Origin of the sequence: Arthrobacter sp. YAF16, assembly GCF_052113385.1 — a bacterium.
GTDB lineage: Bacteria > Actinomycetota > Actinomycetes > Actinomycetales > Micrococcaceae > Arthrobacter.
Window position 1 is genome coordinate 35895 of the sequence record NZ_JBFRDC010000002.1, and the last position, 19749, is coordinate 55643.

At 68.7% G+C, this 19749-nt stretch carries 20 protein-coding genes; 9 read left to right on the plus strand and 11 right to left on the minus strand.

All coding sequences use genetic code 11. From position 1 onward, the window contains the following. The first annotated feature begins 142 nt into the window (after nucleotides 1–142). Nucleotides 143–775, plus strand: a complete 633-nt coding sequence (locus AB4Y91_RS07790; protein ID WP_441417922.1) for a uracil-DNA glycosylase — start codon at nucleotides 143–145, stop codon at nucleotides 773–775. A 148-nt stretch (nucleotides 776–923) separates the two neighbouring features. Here AB4Y91_RS07790 and AB4Y91_RS07795 read toward each other — a convergent pair whose 3' ends face one another. From AB4Y91_RS07795 to AB4Y91_RS07810, 4 genes are all read right to left on the minus strand, one after another. After that, nucleotides 924–1349, minus strand: coding sequence for a DUF3151 domain-containing protein (locus AB4Y91_RS07795; RefSeq protein ID WP_441417923.1), 426 nt, complete (start codon nucleotides 1347–1349; stop codon nucleotides 924–926). Between the two features lie 2 nt (nucleotides 1350–1351). Next, nucleotides 1352–2371, minus strand: coding sequence for a class II fructose-bisphosphate aldolase (fbaA, locus tag AB4Y91_RS07800; protein WP_175322196.1), 1020 nt, complete (start codon nucleotides 2369–2371; stop codon nucleotides 1352–1354). A 203-nt stretch (nucleotides 2372–2574) separates the two neighbouring features. Continuing rightward, complete coding sequence (locus AB4Y91_RS07805) at nucleotides 2575–3222, minus strand: hypothetical protein (RefSeq protein ID WP_441417924.1); 648 nt, start codon at nucleotides 3220–3222, stop codon at nucleotides 2575–2577. 434 nt (nucleotides 3223–3656) lie between these two features. Then, entirely contained in the window at nucleotides 3657–4343 is a 687-nt protein-coding gene (locus tag AB4Y91_RS07810) for a TrmH family RNA methyltransferase (protein WP_441417925.1), read from the minus strand. A gap of 52 nt (nucleotides 4344–4395) precedes the next feature. Here AB4Y91_RS07810 and AB4Y91_RS07815 point away from each other — a divergent pair, with 52 nt between their 5' ends. Continuing rightward, entirely contained in the window at nucleotides 4396–5262 is an 867-nt protein-coding gene (locus tag AB4Y91_RS07815; protein ID WP_441417926.1) for an HAD-IIA family hydrolase, read from the plus strand. A 30-nt stretch (nucleotides 5263–5292) separates the two neighbouring features. Here the strand turns inward: AB4Y91_RS07815 and AB4Y91_RS07820 are convergent, their stop codons facing one another. The 4 genes from AB4Y91_RS07820 to pyrE form a co-directional block, all read right to left on the minus strand. Beyond that, on the minus strand, nucleotides 5293–6333 hold the full coding sequence (locus tag AB4Y91_RS07820) for an alpha/beta fold hydrolase (protein ID WP_441417927.1): 1041 nt from the start codon (nucleotides 6331–6333) through the stop codon (nucleotides 5293–5295). A 173-nt stretch (nucleotides 6334–6506) separates the two neighbouring features. Next, on the minus strand, nucleotides 6507–7058 hold the full coding sequence (locus AB4Y91_RS07825) for a hypothetical protein (RefSeq protein WP_441417928.1): 552 nt from the start codon (nucleotides 7056–7058) through the stop codon (nucleotides 6507–6509). A gap of 96 nt (nucleotides 7059–7154) precedes the next feature. Further along, the gene (locus tag AB4Y91_RS07830) at nucleotides 7155–7922 is read right to left on the minus strand and encodes a GAF and ANTAR domain-containing protein (RefSeq protein ID WP_441417929.1); all 768 of its coding nucleotides are present in this window, start codon (nucleotides 7920–7922) and stop codon (nucleotides 7155–7157) included. A gap of 105 nt (nucleotides 7923–8027) precedes the next feature. Beyond that, nucleotides 8028–8612 (minus strand): orotate phosphoribosyltransferase, encoded by a 585-nt coding sequence (pyrE, locus tag AB4Y91_RS07835; RefSeq protein WP_175322180.1) that lies wholly within the window; start codon nucleotides 8610–8612, stop codon nucleotides 8028–8030. 145 nt (nucleotides 8613–8757) lie between these two features. On the opposite strand from pyrE, the gene acsA reads away from it, so the two are divergent. Genes acsA through AB4Y91_RS07860 form a run of 5 tightly spaced genes read left to right on the plus strand, consistent with a single transcriptional unit; the run spans nucleotide 8758 to nucleotide 14295 of the window. Continuing rightward, nucleotides 8758–10668, plus strand: coding sequence for an acetate--CoA ligase (gene acsA, locus AB4Y91_RS07840; RefSeq protein ID WP_441417930.1), 1911 nt, complete (start codon nucleotides 8758–8760; stop codon nucleotides 10666–10668). Nucleotides 10669–10676: 8 nt separating this feature from the next. Continuing rightward, nucleotides 10677–11684 (plus strand): pyruvate dehydrogenase (acetyl-transferring) E1 component subunit alpha, encoded by a 1008-nt coding sequence (pdhA, locus tag AB4Y91_RS07845; protein ID WP_441418172.1) that lies wholly within the window; start codon nucleotides 10677–10679, stop codon nucleotides 11682–11684. After that, complete coding sequence (locus AB4Y91_RS07850; protein WP_441417931.1) at nucleotides 11681–12661, plus strand: alpha-ketoacid dehydrogenase subunit beta; 981 nt, start codon at nucleotides 11681–11683, stop codon at nucleotides 12659–12661. The genes pdhA and AB4Y91_RS07850 overlap by 4 nt, the downstream gene beginning before the upstream one ends. Then, nucleotides 12654–14039 carry a dihydrolipoamide acetyltransferase family protein gene (locus AB4Y91_RS07855; protein ID WP_441417932.1) on the plus strand — a complete coding sequence of 462 codons (1386 nt, stop codon included), beginning with the start codon at nucleotides 12654–12656 and terminating at the stop codon, nucleotides 14037–14039. Before AB4Y91_RS07850 ends, AB4Y91_RS07855 begins: the two co-directional genes overlap by 8 nt. Before the next feature lie 13 nt (nucleotides 14040–14052). Then, complete coding sequence (locus tag AB4Y91_RS07860; RefSeq protein WP_441417933.1) at nucleotides 14053–14295, plus strand: acyl carrier protein; 243 nt, start codon at nucleotides 14053–14055, stop codon at nucleotides 14293–14295. 77 nt (nucleotides 14296–14372) lie between these two features. Here AB4Y91_RS07860 and AB4Y91_RS07865 read toward each other — a convergent pair whose 3' ends face one another. After that, nucleotides 14373–15626: an FAD-dependent oxidoreductase gene (locus AB4Y91_RS07865; RefSeq protein WP_441417934.1), complete on the minus strand. Its 1254-nt coding sequence runs from the start codon at nucleotides 15624–15626 to the stop codon at nucleotides 14373–14375. A gap of 208 nt (nucleotides 15627–15834) precedes the next feature. On the opposite strand from AB4Y91_RS07865, the gene nadE reads away from it, so the two are divergent. After that, nucleotides 15835–16659: an ammonia-dependent NAD(+) synthetase gene (nadE, locus tag AB4Y91_RS07870; RefSeq protein WP_441417935.1), complete on the plus strand. Its 825-nt coding sequence runs from the start codon at nucleotides 15835–15837 to the stop codon at nucleotides 16657–16659. A gap of 39 nt (nucleotides 16660–16698) precedes the next feature. Here nadE and AB4Y91_RS07875 read toward each other — a convergent pair whose 3' ends face one another. After that, complete coding sequence (locus AB4Y91_RS07875) at nucleotides 16699–17679, minus strand: plastocyanin/azurin family copper-binding protein (RefSeq protein WP_441417936.1); 981 nt, start codon at nucleotides 17677–17679, stop codon at nucleotides 16699–16701. A gap of 282 nt (nucleotides 17680–17961) precedes the next feature. Continuing rightward, a complete protein-coding gene (locus AB4Y91_RS07880; RefSeq protein WP_441417937.1) occupies nucleotides 17962–18735 on the minus strand; it encodes an IclR family transcriptional regulator in 774 nt (257 codons plus the stop codon). A 230-nt stretch (nucleotides 18736–18965) separates the two neighbouring features. Here AB4Y91_RS07880 and AB4Y91_RS07885 point away from each other — a divergent pair, with 230 nt between their 5' ends. Then, nucleotides 18966–19712, plus strand: coding sequence for a CoA transferase subunit A (locus AB4Y91_RS07885; RefSeq protein WP_441417938.1), 747 nt, complete (start codon nucleotides 18966–18968; stop codon nucleotides 19710–19712). The last annotated feature ends 37 nt before the right edge of the window (nucleotides 19713–19749 follow it).

Consider the following 19749-nt stretch of genomic DNA (forward strand, 5'->3'; position numbering starts at 1 on the left):
AGGGCTTGATAGACTGGTAGAGACCGAACAGGAATCGGTCCACACCACATTTTCAAACCACTCCGGCCTCCGCGCGCCCTGTCTTTGGCGTGCCCGCAGCCGGTCTGGCAGCTTTACCAATCCGCAGGAGACCCAGCAATACATGACAGCCCTGGCCACTGAAAATTTCCGCGAACAGCTCCTGAGCCGCCGTTACGAAGCTAACGTCGCGCCGGTCAACGAACTGTGCGACGCACTGCAGACCGCCAAAGCTGGCACCACGGTCCCCTACGTGGATCCCGCCCACGACATCGACGAGTGCCGCATCATCAGCCTGTACTCCAACATCGGCACTGCGGATCCGTCCGGCTTCATCACCGCCGGGGACGAGGAAGCTGCCACCCGCATGCTCGGCATCCAGTGGAAGCTGGGCCTGCGCCCGGAGTTCGTCATGCCGTGGAACGTCCACCCGTGGCACGTGGGCGAGGAGCCGAACGGCAAGTTCACCCCGGACCAGATCTCGGCCGGCCTCAAGCCGTTGCTGAAGTTCCTCGCCCTGGTGCCGCGCGCGTCCGTCATTGTGGCGCACGGAACCGAAGCCAACCGCCTGGCCAACCTGCTGCTCAAGACCGAGGTGCCGATGATCTGGCGCCGCGGCCTGAAGACGTACAAGGTCCGCTCGCTTAGCGGCCGCGCGTTCGCCGGCACCCCGGCCCGCCAGGAGCAGTACCTCGAGGACATGCGCGTCGCCTACGCCGACGCCATGGCCCGCACCGGACTGGCCAAGGCCAGCTGACCCACCCGCGTTAACGACGGCGGGCGCCCACCGAAAGGTGAGCGCCCGCCGTCGTCGTTTAAACCCCAACGCGGGGTCACTTACAGCCCATCCGCGCTGGCGGAATGGGCCGTAAGTGACCCCGCGTTGCGTTAAGTCGCGGCGCCTGTCAGCCCTCGGCTTCGATGGCTGCCTTGGCGGTGGGGTCGGAGTCCTTGAGGAACTTCTCGATCCGCTCGGGCTCCTCGGCCTCGCCGATCGCCGCGGACGCGCGGCCCAGCGAGTACAGGGCGCGCAGGAAGCCGCGGTTCGGTTCGTGCTCCCACGGGATCGGGCCCACGCCGCGCCAGCCGTTACGGCGCAGCGAGTCCAGGCCGCGGTGGTAGCCGACCCGGGCGTAGGCGTAGGAATCGATGGTCCGGCCTTCCTTCCACGCTTCCTCGGCCAGCACGGCCCAGAGCAGCGAGGACGTCGGGTGCTTCTCCACCAGATCCAGCGCCTCCTGGCCCGCATCCAGCCCCGCGTTGACCTCAGTCTCGGCAGGCAGCAGCGTGGGCTCGGGGCCAATCAGGTTCTTGCGGAACTCGTCCGACATGACTAGAACGTCTTGCCGGTGGAGCCGAGCTGCTGGGCGGCCTCGACCACGCGGGCGGCCAGGCCGGCTTCGGCGGACGCGCCCCAGACACGGGGGTCGTACAGCTTCTTGTTGCCGACCTCGCCGTCGACCTTCAGGACGCCGTCGTAGTTGCGGAACATGTGGTCCACCACCGGGCGGGTGTAGGCGTACTGGGTGTCGGTGTCGATGTTCATCTTGATCACGCCGTAGGAGACGGCGTCCGCGATCTCCTGCTCGGAGGAGCCGGAGCCGCCGTGGAAGACGAGGTCGAACGGGTTGGCCTTGCCGATCTTCGCGCCGACCTGCTCCTGGATGTCCTTGAGGATTTCCGGACGCAGCTTGACGCCGCCCGGCTTGTACACGCCGTGCACGTTGCCGAAGGTCAGGGCCGTGATGTAGCGGCCGTTCTCGCCGGAGCCGAGGGCGTCGATGGTCGCGAGGGCGTCCTCGACCGTGGTGTAGAGCTTGTCGTTGATGGCGTTCTCGACGCCGTCTTCCTCGCCGCCGACGGTGCCGATCTCGACCTCGAGGATCATCTTGGCCGCGGCGGTGCGCGCGAGCAGTTCACGCGCGATCCGGAGGTTCTCCTGCAGGGTTTCGGCCGAGCCGTCCCACATGTGCGAGTTGAAGAGCGGGTTGCGGCCGGCCTTGACCTCGGCCTCGGAGGCGGCGAGCAGCGGCAGGACGAAGCCGTCCAGCTTGTCCTTGGGGCAGTGGTCCGTGTGCAGGGCGATGTTGACGCCGTAGTTTTTGGCCACTTCGCGGGCGAACGCGGCGAAGCCCAGGGAACCGGCCACCATGTCCTTGGTGGAGGCGCCGGACCAGTAGGCGGCGCCGCCGGTGGAGACCTGGACGATGCCGTCGGACTCGGCCTCGGCGAAGCCGCGCAGGGCGGCGTTCAGGGTCTGGGAGGAAGTGACGTTGACGGCCGGGAACGCGAAGCCGCCCGTCTTTGCGCGGTCGATCATCTCGGAGTAGATCTCTGGGGTTGCAATGGGCATGCTGACTCCTAAAGTGAATTTCGTCTGCGGGCTGGGTTGACCCTGGAGTGAACCTCGTCGGCTACGAACCATCCTAGCCATTCCTGCGCACGGCAGTGTCTCCGGTCACGCGGGGGCTGTAACACTCGCTCCCGCGCCTCCCCCCGACTCCCGCCGAGATGGCACCACGCGGCAGTGTGGCCGCCCAACATTGCCGCGAACTGTCATTTCGCGGGCCAGCCCCGGCTCTCAAGCGCCGCCCGGACCTTGCTGACGACGGCGGGGCGGTCACCGGCGAGATCGAAACGGGAAACCCGGAGCTCCAGCCAGCCGGACCTCGTGGTGGTGTCGGCCCGGCGGATGTCCTTCAGGTACTGCTCCTCCCCGTTGTGGTGCGCCCCGTCGTACTGCAGCGCGAGCCGCCACTGCGGGTACGCCGCGTCGGGCCAGAGCACGGGGGCCGTGTCCCCACCCCACATCTGCTCGCCCCACACCACGTGATTCAGCACCGGCTCGGGCAGGCCCGCGCGCACCAGGGCGAGGCGCATGTGCGTTTCCGGCGCCGAGTCGGCGCCCACCCGGATGAGTTCGGCGGCGGTCCTCGCCTTGCGCACGCCGCGGACTCCCGGGTGCCGGGCCGCCATCTCCCTCAGGTCCGCGACGCTGCACAATGCCCGGCGGGGAAACGGATGTCCCTGACCGTGTTCGCAGACGAGGGAATCGCCCACGGCAACAAGTTCCTCGGGCCCCAGAACCGCGGCCAGGTCCAGCCACGTCCGGGCCGGCGAGGTGAGCCGGACGCCGTCGAGCTCCACCACTTCGTCCGGCAGCAGAGTCAGAAGATGCCCGACGACGTTTGCCCGACGCGGCATGCTGGAGCCCCTGCGGCGGGCAAGGTGGATGCGCCAGTCTTCGCCCTGCCAGGGCGGCAGCGGTGCTTCCCAGAGGCGGGCCGCCGAGCCGAGCGCGAGGATGGAATCGTCATCAAGGTCGGTAGGGCGCGCAGGGCGGCCGCTCCGGCGGCCGCCGAGTCCGTCGGGACCCGAATGCCGCGGGACACGGTCACCAGATCCCGCGCCGCGGTCCGCGTGCGGGTGACGCCGGCCTTGTCCGCGGCACGGAGCGAGAAGGATCCGGTGGTCAGATGGAACGGAAGCGGTGCCCGGCGCATGGGCCCAGTCTTGCCGCTTCGGGCACTGTCCGATGCGGTTATCCACAGCCCTTTGCCGCAATCCGCGCCGAGGTGGCATTTCACGGCAGTGTCGGGCGCAAACACTGCCGTCAAGTGCCATTTCGCGGGGTGCCGCTACCCCGGGAGCTGGTTGAAGACGTGCCGGCGGATCCAGGCGTGCATCGCGATCGCGGCCGCGGAGGCGGCGTTGATCGAGCGGGTGGAACCGAACTGCTCGATCGACAGCGTCGCGACGGCGGCCTCATGGACCTCCGGCGTCAGGCCCGGGCCTTCCTGGCCGAATACCAGCACGCAGTCCCGGGGCAGCTCGTAGGTTTCCAGCGGGACGGAATCGGGGAAGATGTCGATCCCGATCACGGCCAGCCCCTCCCCTTGCGCCCAGGCGACAAAGTCCTCAACGGTGGCGTGGTGGCGGACGTGCTGGTAGCGGTCGGTGACCATCGCCCCGCGGCGGTTCCACCGGCGTCGTCCGATGATGTGGACTTCCTTGGCCAGGAACGCGTTGGCGGTGCGGACGACGGTGCCGATGTTCATGTCGTGCTGCCAGTTCTCAATCGCGATGTGGAAGTTGTGGCGCCGCGAATCCAGCTCGGCGACAATCGCCTCGTGCTTCCAGTAGCGGTACTTGTCCACCACGTTGCGGCGGTCGCCGTCCGCGAGCAGGTCCGGGTCCCAATGTTCGCCCTCCGGCCACTGCCCCTGCCAGGGGCCGACGCCGACCTCCGCCTTGGGCTCCGCATCGCCGTCCGGAACGGCCGCGCTGCCGGCAGTGGGTTCGCTGGGAGTCTCGGGTTCAGTCACGACTCAACATTAGACTGGGACCTGTTGCGGCACACTATCGGCGGAGGGCACCATGGCGGACCAGTATGAAGACCAAGGGACAGACCAGCGTTCAGACTCCGATGACGTGCGGTCCACGTCCTCGGTGTATCGCAGCGGCCAGGAGATCGAGTGCTGGCTGACAGACATGGACGGCGTGCTGGTCCACGAGAACCAGCCGATCCCGGGCGCCTCGGAACTGATCCAGCGCTGGGTGGACACGTCCAAGCGGTTCCTGGTCCTGACCAACAATTCCATCTTCACCCCCCGGGACCTCGCGGCGAGGCTGAAGAGTTCCGGCCTGGAAATCCCGGAGGAGAACATCTGGACCTCGGCCCTGGCCACGGCGCAGTTCCTCAAGGACCAGGTACGCGGCTCCGAGTCCGGCAACCGCGCCTACACGATCGGCGAGGCCGGGCTGACGACGGCGCTGCATGAAGCCGGCTTCATCCTCACCGACCAGGACCCCGACTTTGTGGTGCTCGGCGAAACCCGGACCTACTCCTTTGAAGCCATCACCATGGCCATCCGCCTGATCCTCGGCGGCGCCCGCTTCATCGCGACCAACCCCGACGCCACCGGGCCTTCCAAGGACGGACCGATGCCGGCCACCGGTGCGATCGCCGCGCTCATCACCAAGGCAACCGGCCGCGAACCCTACATTGTGGGCAAGCCGAACCCGATGATGTTCCGTTCGGCGATGAACCAGATCGACGCGCACTCGGAGACCACCGCCATGATCGGGGACCGGATGGACACGGACATCATCGCCGGCATGGAGGCGGGGCTGCACACGGTGCTGGTGCTCAGCGGCATCACGCATAAGGACGACATTGCGGCCTACCCGTTCCGGCCCAACCAGATCCTGAACTCGGTCGCGGACCTGAAGAACCAGATTTGAGCGGACTAGGCCGACGGGTCCGCCCTCGGCCTAGAAGGCGGTCTTCTTGCCGCCGCCGGACGGCAGCGGCAGGAACTCGTCCTGGAGCTCCTCGATGAGCGGCCGGTAGACTGAGGGGTTCCACTGCGGGCTGGCATGCGCCGGCCGCGCCCCGTCCGTCCGCAATGAATCCGAGACCATGTTCGCCTTGAACCGCAGCATCCAGGTGTCCCGCGCCGTCTCGTAGCTCACGGTCTGGTCCCCGGGGTTACCGATGAATGCCATCTTCGCGTCCCCCAGCTTGCCGACGAAGCGGTTCAGGTCGAAGTGGTAGATGTAGGCCGATTCGGTCTGGATCAGCACGCTGGACGGGGCAATCGGCGAGAGCTGTTCCAGGGTCTGGTCCAGCACCTGGCCCCAGCTGCGTTCATGCTTGTTCAGCATCCGTTCGCCGAGCTCGTAGCCGCCGCGCAGCACGGTGGGGAACCGGAACCCGCTCTCGTACAGGAACACCACCCCCTCGAACCAGCTCTGGTCCAGGACGTCATACCGGCTGGAAGGGCTGGAGTCGAGCAGGATGAACGCCACCTTGACGCCATGCAGTTCCAGCAACCGGGCTGCGACCTGCACCGCGACCATGCCGCCGAAACTGTGGCCGTAGAAGTAGATGGTGTCGAGCTGGTGGGCGCGGATGTGCTCGATGACCGCGATCACGATCTTGTCGATGTCCAGGCCAAGGTTGGAATAGCCGACGGCGGCCAGTTGGCCCCGTTTGGTCAGCGCGCCGCGCAGCGAGTTCAGGATCCACTGCGCCTCTTCCCAGCTGGTCTTGTAGCCTGGGAAAAGGAACCAGCTGGCGTGGGGGAAATACAGTTCCGCGACGTCGTCGGGCACCGGGAGGATCTTGTTCACCCGCCGCTCGGCCTGCACCCGGCGGGTGAACAGCATGTCCCCGGCCAGGACCGAGGCGGCACCCGCGCCGATCAGGAAGTTCCGCCGCGAAAACCGTTCGAGTTCAGCGGCATGCCGGAGTACGCGGGCCTCGGCGTCCCGGGGTTCGCGCCCGTCGTTCGCTTCCGTCTCATGCGGCACACCTCTACCGTAGCCACTGCGACGGTGCAGCAGAAACGGAGGGTGAAACAGCGATCCGCGACGCGGTTCCGGCCCGGCGACGCGCAATATTCCTGGCGCGCCGGAAATCCCGCGTCGAGCGGACTTTTCCGCGTCGCGGAGGACTATCCGCGTCGCGGAACGGAGGGATCGTCCTAGGCCGGTTCGGGCGCGCGGCCGACTTCGCGCCGGGCGAGCTCCAGGCTGATGTCTTCGTACCTGGCCAGGAGCTCCGAGGGCGCACCGTTCCGCGGATCATCCAGCTTGCCGAAGACACAGTCGCTGGCGGCCAGCAGCTCATCGTCGGAGTAGCGGGCCAGCGGTCGGGTCCCGGACGGGTTAATCGAGGCCACGAAATCCGCAGAGAGGTCCAGCGGCTGGAACACCTTTCCGAAGTCGTCGCCGAACATCTGTAGTTCAAGCGAAACCCCGGCAGCAACAGGCATGGCCCCGGCAACGTCGAACTGGCCGGGTCCTCCGTCAATGGCGTTGAGGTCGTTGCGCAGACCGGCAAGGGCGGCCGATTCCACGAAGTCGGCGTGCGCGAGATCGACGCGGATGTGTGAACTGACGCCCATGCGTCGGATGCGCTGGATCAGCTGCATCAGGGCGGGGCGGGAATCCTGGCTGAGGCTGCCCCGGACATCGATCCGGATGACGTCTGCGGCGACATCGAGCTTCACCTGGGCATTGAGAGATTGGTCCATAGGTACTCCAAAGAAAGTGTCTATGGCCGACGGCTCAACCTCACTCAGCGTAACGGCGGGACGGGGCGGGCACAAGTCCCCGGATCAGCCGGCTAGTCAGCCGGCGGCCTGCCGTCCCGGCTCCTGGAAGTGCGTCCGCGTCGCCGAACCGCCAACGGACTCCACCAGCGAAGTGGCAATGTCGCGCAGTTTCACGTTGCCGTGGCTCGACGCGTCGGTGAGGATCTGGACCGCCGTTTCCTGGCTGCAGCGGTTCTGCGCCATCACGATGCCGACCGCCATATCGATGACCGTGCGGGATTCGAGCGTGGCCCGCAGGTTCGTGGCGCTGTCCGTGTGCAGGGAAAAGCGCACGGCCATGCGCAGCGCCTGGGAGATCTGCCGGGTGAAGTCACGCGCCCGGTCTGCGACGTCGCCGTCGAACTTGTGCGGTGCGTCCGAATACAGGTTCAGCGCGGCCTGGGCTTCGCCCTGCAGGTGGAACGGCACCGAAAGCACCGAGCGCAGCCCGTGCGAGGCGACGGCGGTGGCGTAATCGGGGCCCCAGCGGTCTTCCTCGAAAAGGTCCGGGACGTAGACCTCGCGCTCTTCCTGCGCCGCCGTCAGGCAGGGACCCTGCGCCAGCCGGTACTGGATCTCGTCCACTTCCCGGGCGGATTCGCTGCTCCAGCCGATGGTCGCAGCCTTCCGGTCCCGCAGCAGGGTGATCCCGCACAGCGCGTCGTCGCCCTTGCCTGCCACCTGGTGCGCGGAAAAACGCGCGAGTTCGTTGAGAAACTCTTCGAAGTCAGTGCTGTCGAGGATGAGGTTCTGGACCTGGTCGACGGTGCTGACGGTTGCAGGGTATTCCTGGGGCGGGAGCATAGCGCGTTTCTCCAACTACGGGTACAGAGGTACCGATGGGGGTATTTAAGAAATGATAAGTCACCCCCAAAGCACCGTCCATACGTGTCCGCCGCCGGTGAAACCCTAGCTCAGGCCCAGTTCGTCCTTGCCGAAAGCGAACAGGTAGGGGACGCCGGCTTCGGCTTCGATCTTTTCCTTGGCGCCGGTGTCGCGGTCCACGATCACGGCGACGGCCACGACGTTGCCGCCGGCCTTGCGCACGCCCTCGACGGCGGTCAGCGCGGAGCCGCCCGTCGTGGAGGTGTCCTCAAGGACCAAGACCTTGCGGCCCTCAACCGAGGGCCCCTCGACCTGGCGGCCCATGCCGTAGGACTTCTGGGCCTTGCGGACCACGAAGGCGTCCACCGGGCGGCCGGCGTCGACGGCGGCATGCATGACGGCGGTGCCCACCGGGTCCGCCCCCATCGTCAGCCCGCCGGCGCACTCAAAGTCGATCCCGGCGTCGTCCAGCAGGGACAACATGACCTGGCCGACGAGCTTGGACGCCTCGTGGTGCAGGGTGATGCGGCGCAGGTCGATGTAGTAGTCGGCCTCGGCGCCGCTGGAGAGGATGACCTTGCCGCGCACGACGGCCAGCTCCTTGATCAGTTCCAGGAGGCGGGCACGGGCGGCAGCGGCGTCGGCCGCAAAGTCACTGGTGGCAGTCATGGGACCCAGTTTAGTGGCAGGCGCCGGCCCGGATCCCCGTCCGGACGCCAGATGTCGGCACCGCGGCGGCCTCCTCCCGTGCCGGCCTGCCCGCACGGGACTTACGGCACTGGCAGCCGGCGCGGGGCGGGCGTCCGATGTAAGCATGACGGCAGGAACCGAACCTTCCACCCGCTGGCCGGCAATCCCCAAGGACCCCGGCAGCTTCCGGGTCCGGCCGAACCTCTTGGATTATGACGCCAGCTGCGCGGCGTTCTCCTGGGATCACGCCCGCCGGGAGCTGTCCGGCCTGCCGGATGGCCGGGGCCTCAATATCGCTTTTGAGGCGGCCGACCGGCATGCGGCCGGCGGGCTCGGCGGCCGCGAGGCGCTGCGCTTCATCCGGGCCGACGGGAGCAGCCATGCGCTCAGCTACGCGGAGCTGGCAGAGCAAAGCAGCCGGTTCGCCGCGGTGCTGAGCAGCCTCGGCGTCGGGCGCGGCGAGCGCGTCTTCTCCCTCACCGGCCGCAACCCGTCCCTGTACATTGCGATGCTCGGCACCTTCAAGAACGCCAGCGTGTTCTGCCCCCTTTTCTCGGCCTTCGGGCCGGAGCCCGTGCGCCAGCGGCTGCAGCTGGGCTCCGGACGCGCGCTCATCACCACCCGGGCGCTCTACCGGCGGAAAGTGGCCCAGCTGCGCGACTCGCTGCCGGAGCTGCGGCATGTGCTGCTGATCGACGCCGACGGCAGCCCGGAACCGGGCACCCTGGACCTGGCCGCGCTGCTGCAGACGGCCCCGGCCGACGGGCAGATCGCGGCGACCCGGCCCGAGGACATGGCGCTGCTGCACTTCACGTCCGGCACCACCGGGACACCGAAGGGCGCCATCCACGTCCACGACGCCGTCACCGCCCACCACGCGACCGGCACCTTCGCGCTGGACCTGCATCCGGAGGACATCTACTGGTGCACGGCCGATCCCGGCTGGGTGACCGGCACGTCCTACGGGGTCCTGGCCCCGCTCAGCCACGGCGTGACGAGCATCGTGGACGAGGAGGAGATGGACGCGGACCGCTGGTACCGGATCCTCGCCGAGCAGCACGTGACCGTCTGGTACACCGCGCCCACCGCGCTGCGGATGCTGATGAAGGCCGGGGTGGACCGCGCCACGGGGCACGACCTGTCCGCCCTGCGCTTTGTCGCCAGCGTCGGCGAGCCGCTCAATCCGGAGGTCGTGGTCTGGGGCAAGGAAGCCTTCGGCCAGCCGGTGCATGACAACTGGTGGCAGACCGAAACCGGCGGCATCATGATTTCGAACTTCGCGGCCACCGAGATCCGCCCGGGCTCCATGGGCCGGCCGCTGCCCGGCATCGAAGCCGCGCTGGTGGTGCGGGACGCACAGGACAAGCCGGTGCTCAGGGACGGGCAGGCGGTGCTGGTCACCGCGCCGGACACGATGGGTGAGCTTGCGCTGCGGCCCGGCTGGCCCTCGATGTTCCGCGGCTACCTGCACGAGGAGGAGCGCTACCGGCGGTGCTTCGTGGGCGGCTGGTACCTCACCGGCGACCTCGCCAAGCGCGACGCCGACGGCTACTACTGGTTCGTGGGCCGGGGCGACGACGTGATCAAGTCCTCGGGGCACCTGATCGGCCCGTTCGAGGTGGAGAGCTCGCTGATGGAACATGAGGCGGTGGCCGAGGCCGGCGTGATCGGCGTTCCGGACCCGGTGGCAGGCGAGGTGGTCAAGGCCTTCGTGGAGCTGCGCCCCGGCTGGGAGCCGTCGGAGGAACTGCAGCTGGATATCATCGGGTTCGCGCGCAAACGGCTGGGGCCCGCGGTGGCACCCCGGCTGCTGGACTTCACCACGGCGCTGCCGAAAACCCGCAGCGGGAAGATCCTCCGGCGCCTGCTCAAGGCCCGCGAACTGGGGCTCCCGGAGGGCGACACGTCCACCATCGAGTCCCCGCCGGGGGCGGCGCCCGACGGCCAGCCCGGCGGCCAGCCCGACGGCCAGCCCGGCGGGCAGCCCGGCGCTGCGGGACGGGCAGCCGGCACGGCGCCGGAGGGACCGCAGTGACCGGGCCAATGGCGGCGTCCGCCGGGCCGCTGGATCCCGCGCACGGCCGGCACCTGCTGCTGCAGATGCTGCGTGTGCGCCAGCTCGAGGAGAAGTGCGTCGAGCTGTACAGCGCCGCCAAGATCCGCGGCTTCCTGCACGTCTACATCGGCGAGGAGGCGGTGGCGGCCGGGGTGCTGGAAACCCTCGCGCCGGAGGACGCCGTCGTCGCCACCTACCGGGAGCACGGCCACGCCCTGCTGCGCGGCGTGTCCGCCGGCTCGATCCTGGCCGAGATGTACGGCTTCGTGGAGGGCTGCTGCCGAGGCCGCGGCGGCTCCATGCACCTGTTCGACGCCGCCACGCGCTTCTACGGCGGGAACGCGATCGTCGCCGGCGGGCTGCCGCTCGCCGTCGGGCTGGCGCTCGCGGACAAGATGGCCGGCCGGTCCCGCGTCACCGTGTGCTTTTTCGGTGAGGGCGCCGTCGCGGAGGGCGAGTTCCATGAAAGCCTCAACCTCGCCGCTCTCTGGCAGCTGCCGGTGCTGTTCTGCTGTGAAAACAACCTTTACGCGATGGGCACGGCGCTGGGCCGTTCCGAGTCGCAGACCGACATCGCGCTGAAGGCGGCCGGTTACGAGATTGCCGCCTGGGCCGTGGACGGGATGGACGTGCTGGCCGTCGAGGAGACCGCCCGTCGCGCCGTCGACGCGGTCCGGGCCGGCGGCGGACCGCACTTCCTGGAACTGCGCACCTACCGTTTCCGGGCGCATTCGATGTTCGACCCGGAGCGGTACCGGGACAAGGCCGAGGTGGCGCGGTGGCTGGAGCGGGATCCGATCACGCTGCTGCGCTCGGCGATGGAGGCAGCCGGCCAGCTGACCGAGGCGGACTGGCAGCAACTGCAGGCCGACGCCGAAGCGGAAGTCGCGGCCGGCGTCGAGGTTGCGGAGGCCGGCACGCCGGAGCCGCTCGAGGACCTCACGCGTTTTGTGTACAGCGACCCCGGCGCCTGGCAGGAAGGGGACGGGTCATGAAATCCAGCTACCGGGAGGCGCTCCGGGCCGGGATCCGCGACGCCCTGCAGCGTGACGAGCGGGTTTTCCTGATGGGCGAGGATGTGGGCGCCTACGGCGGCTCCTTCGCCGTAAGCCTGGGCCTGCTGGAGGAGTTCGGGCCGGAACGGATCCGGGACACCCCGCTGTCCGAGTCCGGGTTTGTCGGCGCCGGGATCGGCGCCGCGCTCGGTGGGATGCGACCCATCGTGGAGATCATGACCGTCAACTTCAGCCTCCTGGCCCTCGACCAGATCGTGAACAACGCCGCATCCCTGCTGCACATGTCCGGCGGCCAGTTCCACGTGCCGCTGGTGATCCGGATGACCACCGGGGCCGGCCGCCAGCTTGGTGCCCAGCATTCGCACAGCCTGGAGGGGTGGTACGCGCACATCCCCGGGCTGCGGATCCTCACCCCCGCCACCCTCGAAGACGCCCGCGGGATGCTGTGGACCGCGCTCCAGGACCCGGACCCGGTGCTGATCTTCGAGCACGGCTCGCTCTACAACGTCCCCGGCGAACTCGCCGAGGACGCCGGGGCGGTGGACATCAGCAGCGCCGCCATCCGGCGGCCCGGCGCCGACGTCTCACTCATCACCTACGGCGGGACGCTCCCCCTCACCCTCGAGGCCGCCGGGCAGCTCGCCGCCGAAGGCATCGACGCCGAAGTGCTGGACCTGCGCACGCTGCGGCCGCTCGACGACGCCGCCATCCTCGACTCGGTGGCCAGGACACACCGTGCCGTGGTGGTGGACGAGGGCTGGCGCAGCGGCAGCATCTCCGCCGAAATCAGCGCCCGGATCAGCGAACACGCGTTTTTCGAGCTGGACGCGCCCGTAGGCCGGGTCTGCAGCGCCGAGGTGCCGATCCCCTACTCCAAGCACCTTGAACTCGCCGCCCTGCCCTCCGCGGAACGGGTCGTCGCGGCAGCGCGGGAGGCGGTCGGGGCACGTGGGTGACTTCCTGATGCCCTCGCTCGGGGCCGATATGGAGCACGGCAAGATCGTCGAATGGCTGGTCAAGCCCGGCGACTACGTCCGCCGCGGCGACCTCGTGGCCGTGGTGGACACGGACAAGACCGTGATGGACGTCGAATCCTTCCAGGAGGGGGTGGTCGCGGACCTCCTCGTGGACATCGGCGAGACCGTGCCGGTGGGCACGCCGCTGGCCCGGATCACGCAGACCCCGGCCGAGGTCGGGGCTCCCAGCCGCGAGGCGCCGCCGCCCCGGCCCGCGGCCGCGAAGCCGGCCCCTCCCCCGGAAGCCCCTCCGATCGCGCCGCCGGTCCGGCACCTCGCGCACCGGCTCGGCGTCGACACCGGACGGATCCACGGCACCGGCAAGGATGGCGCGATCACCCGCGCCGACGTGGAGCACGCCGTGGCAGCCCGTCCGGCGGCCGCAGGGCGGGTGCGGTCCTCGCCGCGGGCCAGACGGCTCGCCGCCGAACTCGGCGTCGAGCTTTCGTCCGTCGCCGGCACCGGACCGGAGGGCGCCGTGACCGTCGAAGACGTGCAGGGCGCCGCAGGCCGCCAGCCGGAGGCCGGTCTCCGGGAGGCGGGACCGCGAGGGGCGGCTGCGGAAGCGCCGGCGGCATCGGCGCAGGCTGCCGAAGCGGCCCCGCCGGAAGCGCCGGCGCAGGCTGCGGAGAAGCCCGCGGAGGCCCGCGAACGGGTGGCCACCCTGCGCCGGGCCATCGGGGCGCTGATGTCGCGCTCCAAGCAGACCATCCCGCACTACTACCTGAGCACAACCCTGGACCTGCGCGCCGCCGTCGGCTGGATGCAGACCGTCAATGCGCAGCGGCCGGTGGCGTCCCGGTTAGTGCCCTCCGCCCTCCTGCTCAAGGCGGCGGCGCTCGCGGCCAAGGAAGTCCCGGAGGTCAACGGCTTCTATCTGGACGGGGAGTACCGGCCCAGCGCCGCGGTGCATCTGGGCGTCGCGGTGGCCCTGCGCCAGGGTGGCCTGGTGGCCCCCGCGCTCCACGACGCCGACACCCTGGCCCTCGACGAGCTGATGGAACAGCTGCGGGACCTGGTCAGCCGCGCGCGGGCCGGACGGCTGCAGCGCGCCGAGATGGCGGACCCCACCATCACCGTGACGAATCTCGGGGACCTCGGCGTGGACAGCGTCTACGGGGTGATCTATCCGCCGCAGGTGGCGATGGTGGGCTTTGGCCGCGTGCTGGAGCAACCCTGGGCGGAGAACGGGATGCTGGGCGTCCGGGCCGCCGCGATCGCCACCCTCTCGGCCGACCACCGGGTCAGCGACGGGTTGCGCGGCGGCCGCTTCCTTGCCCGGATCCAAGAGCTGCTGCAGAAACCGGACGAACTGTGAAGACGGAGACACCATGAATGAACAGGATGCCCGGGCCGCGGTGCGTGCCGCGCTGGGGAAAGTCGCACCGGATGTTGAGCTGGACGACGTCGGCGGCGAGGCCCGGCTCCGGCAGGACCTCGAGCTGGACTCGCTGGATTTCCTGCGGCTCGTTGAAACCATCGACACGGCGACCGGCGTGGACATCCCGGAGCGCGACTATCCGGCAGTCGCCACGGTCGACGGCCTGATCAGTTACCTCGTCGCGCACGGCTGAGGCGCATCCGCTGCTCCGTAACCGCCGTTTTGGTGACGCCAATGGGCACCTGCGCAGCCATCGACGTCAGTGAGGGGCTAGGCGTGCGGCTGGGGCCGGGCCTCGGCGCGGCGCGCGAAGGCGGGGGCGTGTTCCGGGCGGGGTCCGAAGCCGATGAGCCGGGGAATGATCCGGCGGACCGCTGGAATCCGCCGGGCCAGGAAGAGCGCGACGGCCGGAAACTTGGTGCGTTGTCCGGCCATGATCGGGCCAAAGACCGCGCGGTGCATGAGCCGCTGTCCGGTCTGCACGACGACGGTCGGGAGCCGCCGTCGTCGTTCGACGCGTCGGAGGTCCGCCGCCGTGACCCGGCCGCGGAGCAGCGCGGGGGCGAGGATTTCCGCCGCCGCCACGGCGTCCTGGATGGCGAGGTTGATGCCGACACCGCCGGCCGGGGACATCGCATGCGCGGCGTCGCCGATGCAGAGCAGACCGTTGACGTGCCACGACTGCAGCCGGTCCAGGCGGACGTCGAGCCAGTGCAGGTCATCGAGGGAACGGATGGCGTCCACCCGGTCCGCGAGGTCCGGCCGAAGCCCGGCGATCCGGCGCCGGAAGCCCTCGACGCCCTCCGCACGGATCCTGGCGTCGGTGCCTTTCGGGGCGAGGTAGCCCATTTGGTAGTAATCGTTGCGGGACAAGGCCACCAGCGCCTCCCCGGGGCCGAACGCCGGCACCAGCCCGGCCACTTCGCCAAGTTCGGCGGGATACCGGGGCAGCCGGAACCACCAGGTGTCGAAAGGAACCGGAAACTCTTTCGGCGCCAGCCCGACGGCGGCACGCAACGCGGAGTGGCGGCCGTCCGTCGCGACCACCAGGTCCGCCCGGAGCTCGTCCTGCGCGCCGTCCGGGTCGCGGAACCGGATCCCGCGGACACGGCCCCCGTCGCGAACCAGCCCGGTGGCCGTGTGGCTCATCAGCAGGGTGAAGCCGGGCTCCTCGGCAGCAGCTGCGGCCAGGAAGTTGAGGAAATCCCACTGCGGCATCATGGCGATGTAGTTGTACGGCGGCCGCAGCGAATCAAAGTCGCCCATGGTCACCGGCGGCCCGCCCGGGACCGGGAACACGACGCTCTTCAGGCGGCTTTGCGGCAGGCGGCGGAACTCCTGGCCGAGGCCGAGTTCGTCAATCAGCCGGATGGTGGACGGGTGCACCGTGTCGCCGCGGAAGTCGCGCAGGAAATCCGCGTGCTTTTCCAGGACCGTCACCTGCACCCCGGCCCGGGCCAGCAGCAAGCCGAGCATCATCCCGGCCGGACCGCCGCCGGCCACCACGCATCCCGTCGTCTCCATGGCCATACGCTACGCCTGCGAGGGGTGCCGGGGGGAGGGGTCTTGGCGGCGCTTCCGGATTCGGGCGGCGGTTCCGGACAGACGCAGCGCGGACCCGCCTAGCGGCCGTCCGGAAGCTCAGCGGCGGTCCGGAAGCATAGCGAAACCGGGCACCCGGCCGGTCGGCAACAGTTGAGCACGATTGACTCGGCTGGCTAGGCTGTGAGGCATGCGTGAACTCCAGGCGAAGATCATTGAAGAAATGGGCGTGCAGCCCCGGATCGACCCCGCCGGGGAGGTGCGCAAACGCGTCATGTTCCTCAAGGACTACCTCAAGGCGAGCCACACCAAGGGCTTCGTCCTAGGCATCTCCGGCGGCCTCGACTCTTCGCTGGCAGGACGGCTGGCACAGCTCGCGGTCGAGGAGCTCGACGCCGAGGGCGTGGAGGCGAACTTCGTCGCGGTGCGGCTTCCCTACGGCGTGCAGCACGATGAGGACGACGCCCAGGCGGCCCTGGACTTTGTGCGGGCCAAAACGGAGTGGACCTTCAACATCTCGGCCGCGGTGGACGGCTTCGAGGATGAATTCGAAAAGACCGTGGGCAACGGCATTTCCGACTTCCACAAGGGCAACACCAAGGCCCGCACACGCATGATCGCCCAGTACGCCCTGGCCGGGGAGCACAACTACCTGGTGATCGGCACCGACCACGGCGCCGAATCCGTGACCGGATTCTTCACCAAATACGGCGACGGCGGCGCGGACATCCTGCCGCTGTTCGGCCTGAACAAGCGCCAGAACCGCGCCCTGCTGGCCGAACTCGGCGCCCCGGCCCGCATCTGGGAGAAGGTCCCGACGGCGGACCTCCTGGACCACAAGCCCGGACGCACCGATGAGGAAGAACTCGGCCTGAGCTACGACACCATCGATGACTACCTCGAAGGCCGCGACATCCCCGACGCCGCGGCCGAGCTGATCGAGCAGAAATACCTGCGGACGCGGCACAAGCGCACCGTCCCGGTCACCATCTTCGACACCTGGTGGAAGCAGTGACGCTCCGCTAAGGGTTCCTGGCCGGATCGTTCCGCCCGGTCACCTCCGGACTTCCACGGTGCCCACCATGCCCATGAAGTCATGTAGGCCGCAGATGTAGTCGAACTCGCCGGCCTTGGTGAAGGTCACGGTGAACTTGCTGTGCGGGGGCATGATTCCTGAGTTGAGGTCTCCACCGGCAAACTTCGCCGGGTTGCCCCGGGGGACGAAGACATTGGCGGGTTCCTTGCCGAAAGTGACGGTGTGCGGGGCGCCCATGCCGCTGTTGACGAAGGTCACTTTCTCGCCCACCCGGATTTCGACCTTCTGCTGGACGAAGCGCATCACCATGGACGTTCCGTTATCCGTTCCCGCGATCACGGTGTGTTCGTCCGCCTGGTCCCGGGCGTCCTCCCATGCCTGGCGTCCGTCCCGCAGGATGGCCCGTTCCTGCCTCCCCGCCTGGCGGTCGTACTGCGCCTGGCTGTACGGGTAGTCGGTTCCGGCCGCCCGGACGTGGACAACTCCTTTCATGGCCATGCCGTGGACCAGGCAGTAATAGGTGAAGTTGCCCTTGCGCGGGAATGCCAGGGTGTATTTCGTGACTTGCTTAAAGCCACTGTCGGACACGTTCGTCATGACCCCGGAGTTGTAATACGAATGCCCGTCATAGGCCTTGCCGCCGCGCTGGTAGATGTTCTGCGGCAGCGATGGGTTGAAGGGCTGGGTGGACCTCAGGGACTGGCCTTTGGCCAGGAACGTCACGGTGTGGATCTCGGCGGAGTTGGCCTCCCAGGTGACCTTGTCGCCCGCGTTGATGTAGATGTTTCCGGGCAGGAAGGCCATGCCCTGGATGGCCTGGCTCGAGGATTCGGACCCGACCTGGACCGTCCACGTCCTGGCGGATTCTTCGCCACCCGCGACGGCGGCAGCGCTGACGGCTGGAGCACTGACGGTAACTGGCAACACGAGCGCGGCGATGAAAGCGATGAGAACGCGCAGCAAGCGCGGCGCGTGAGGGGATTCTGCTCGGCGAGTCATGGGACTCATTCCTTTTGGGGCTGGAGGATTGCGGCCGGGAAACCGGCTCATCTGGTGCGCCGACGCCGCTTCCCGCGACGCCGTTTCGCTCCGGCCTGGACCGCGTCCGCCGCTCTCTTCTCCTGCTCCCAGTCCCCCAGCATTAAGGCGGGGAAGTAGTTTTTGGGCCAGACGCGCCACCCGGACTGGGGAATGGGCGCTGTCTAAAGCGCATGCAGCCACGGCTGCAATTCCAATCGTGCTCCGCGCCAGCCGGTTTGTCGAGACGGCGCCGGCGGCGGCTCAACCGCCCTGCAGCTGCAGGGATATCCGGTGCGCTTCGTCCATCAGCAGGCGCCCGAGGTATTCGCGGCGGTCCGCCCGGAAGCGCGGTTCAATCCCGGTCAGGGACAGCGCCCACGCCGGCCGGCCGCGCTGGTCGAATACGGCGGCGCCCATTCCCCAGCTGCCTTCCAGCACCAGGCCCGGGTTGACCGAATAGCCTGCCTGCCGCGTCGCTTCCAGGTTCGCGCGGACCACTTCCTCGCTGTGGGCGGCGGCAAAGCTCCCGGCGTGGGTGGCCCAGCCGGCCAGCAGTTCTTCCTGCTCCGCCGCGGGCAGGAACGCCATGATGGCGGTGCCGGCGGAGGCAACGCCCAGCGGAAAACGGACACCCTCATGCAGCACGAAGGAGCGGACCGGGAAACTGCCCTCCTCCCGGAGGAGGCACACCGTCTCGGCGCCGCGGCGGATCGAGAAGAAGGCGCTCTCCCCGGTTTCCTCTGCCAGCCGGCGCAGGCTGGGCCGGGCAATGTCCTCCAGCGGGAAACGCGCCGAAGCCACCGATCCCATCAGCAGGATCTCCGGGCCCAGCACCCAGTTGCCGCTGTGCGGATCCTGGTCCAGCAGTCCCTCGGCGGCCAGGGAAGTGAGCAGCCGGTGGGCGGTGGGACGCGTCAGACCGGATTCGCGGACCAGTTCCACGAGCGGGGAGCCTTCCGGCTTCCGTCCCACGATCCTCAGCAGGGCCGCGACGCGGCTTACCACCTGGGCTCCCTGTACGGGGACGGAGTTCATCTTTTCCTCGCATTTCGCAAAACAATCATCAAACCATCCACATTGTGGACAGTGCCTAGCCTAGCGTCCACACTGTAAAAAAGCACGGAAAGTTGCGGATTTGCGGCGTTGACAGTGCTCTACGCCACACCATAGGCTCCTTCCTCAGGCGAACAGTCCACAACGTGGATCACGGCGGCGGTCCCGTGGCCAGGCCGCCGGTTACTCAGAAGCTCAATGAGGAGATGCAAATGTCAAAGGTGAAATCCGGCGCGGCAGCGGCGCTGCAGGACGTGCTGCGGGACGGCATGACGCTGGCGGTCGGCGGCTTCGGCCTCAGCGGCATTCCGGCAGACCTGATCGAGGCGGTCCGGGACTCCGGCGTCAAGGACCTCACCGTGGTCTCCAACAACATGGGCGTGGACGGCAAGGGCCTCGGCGTGCTCATCGAGGCGGGCCAGGTCCGCAAGGTCATTGCCTCCTACGTGGGCGAAAACAAGCTCTTCGCGGAGCAGTACCTCGCCGGCCAGCTGGAGGTCGAGTTCACCCCGCAGGGCACCCTCGCCGAGCGCCTCCGCGCCGGCGGCGCCGGCATCCCGGCCTTCTACACCAAGACCGGCGTCGGCACCCTCGTCGCCGAAGGCAAGCCGCTGGCGGAGTTCGACGGCGAAACGTATGTCCAGGAGCGTGCCATCAAGGCCGACGTCTCCCTGGTCCACGCGCACACCGCGGACACGGACGGCAACCTGATCTACCGCTACACCGCGCAGAACTTCAATCCCGTGGTCGCCACGGCCGGCATCGTCACCGTTGCGGAGGCCGAGGTGATCGTCGAACCCGGCGCACTCGATCCCAACCACATCGTCACCCCCGGCGTCTTCGTGCAGCGCCTGGTGCAGGCCAGCTACCGGGCCAAGGACATCGAGCAGCGCACCGTCCGGCCCCGCGCCGAAGCGGCCGAGACGGACAACGCTGCCGCCTCCGCCGTCACCGTCTAATCCGGCCTGAGCGCCGCCACCCACACTTTTCAGGAGA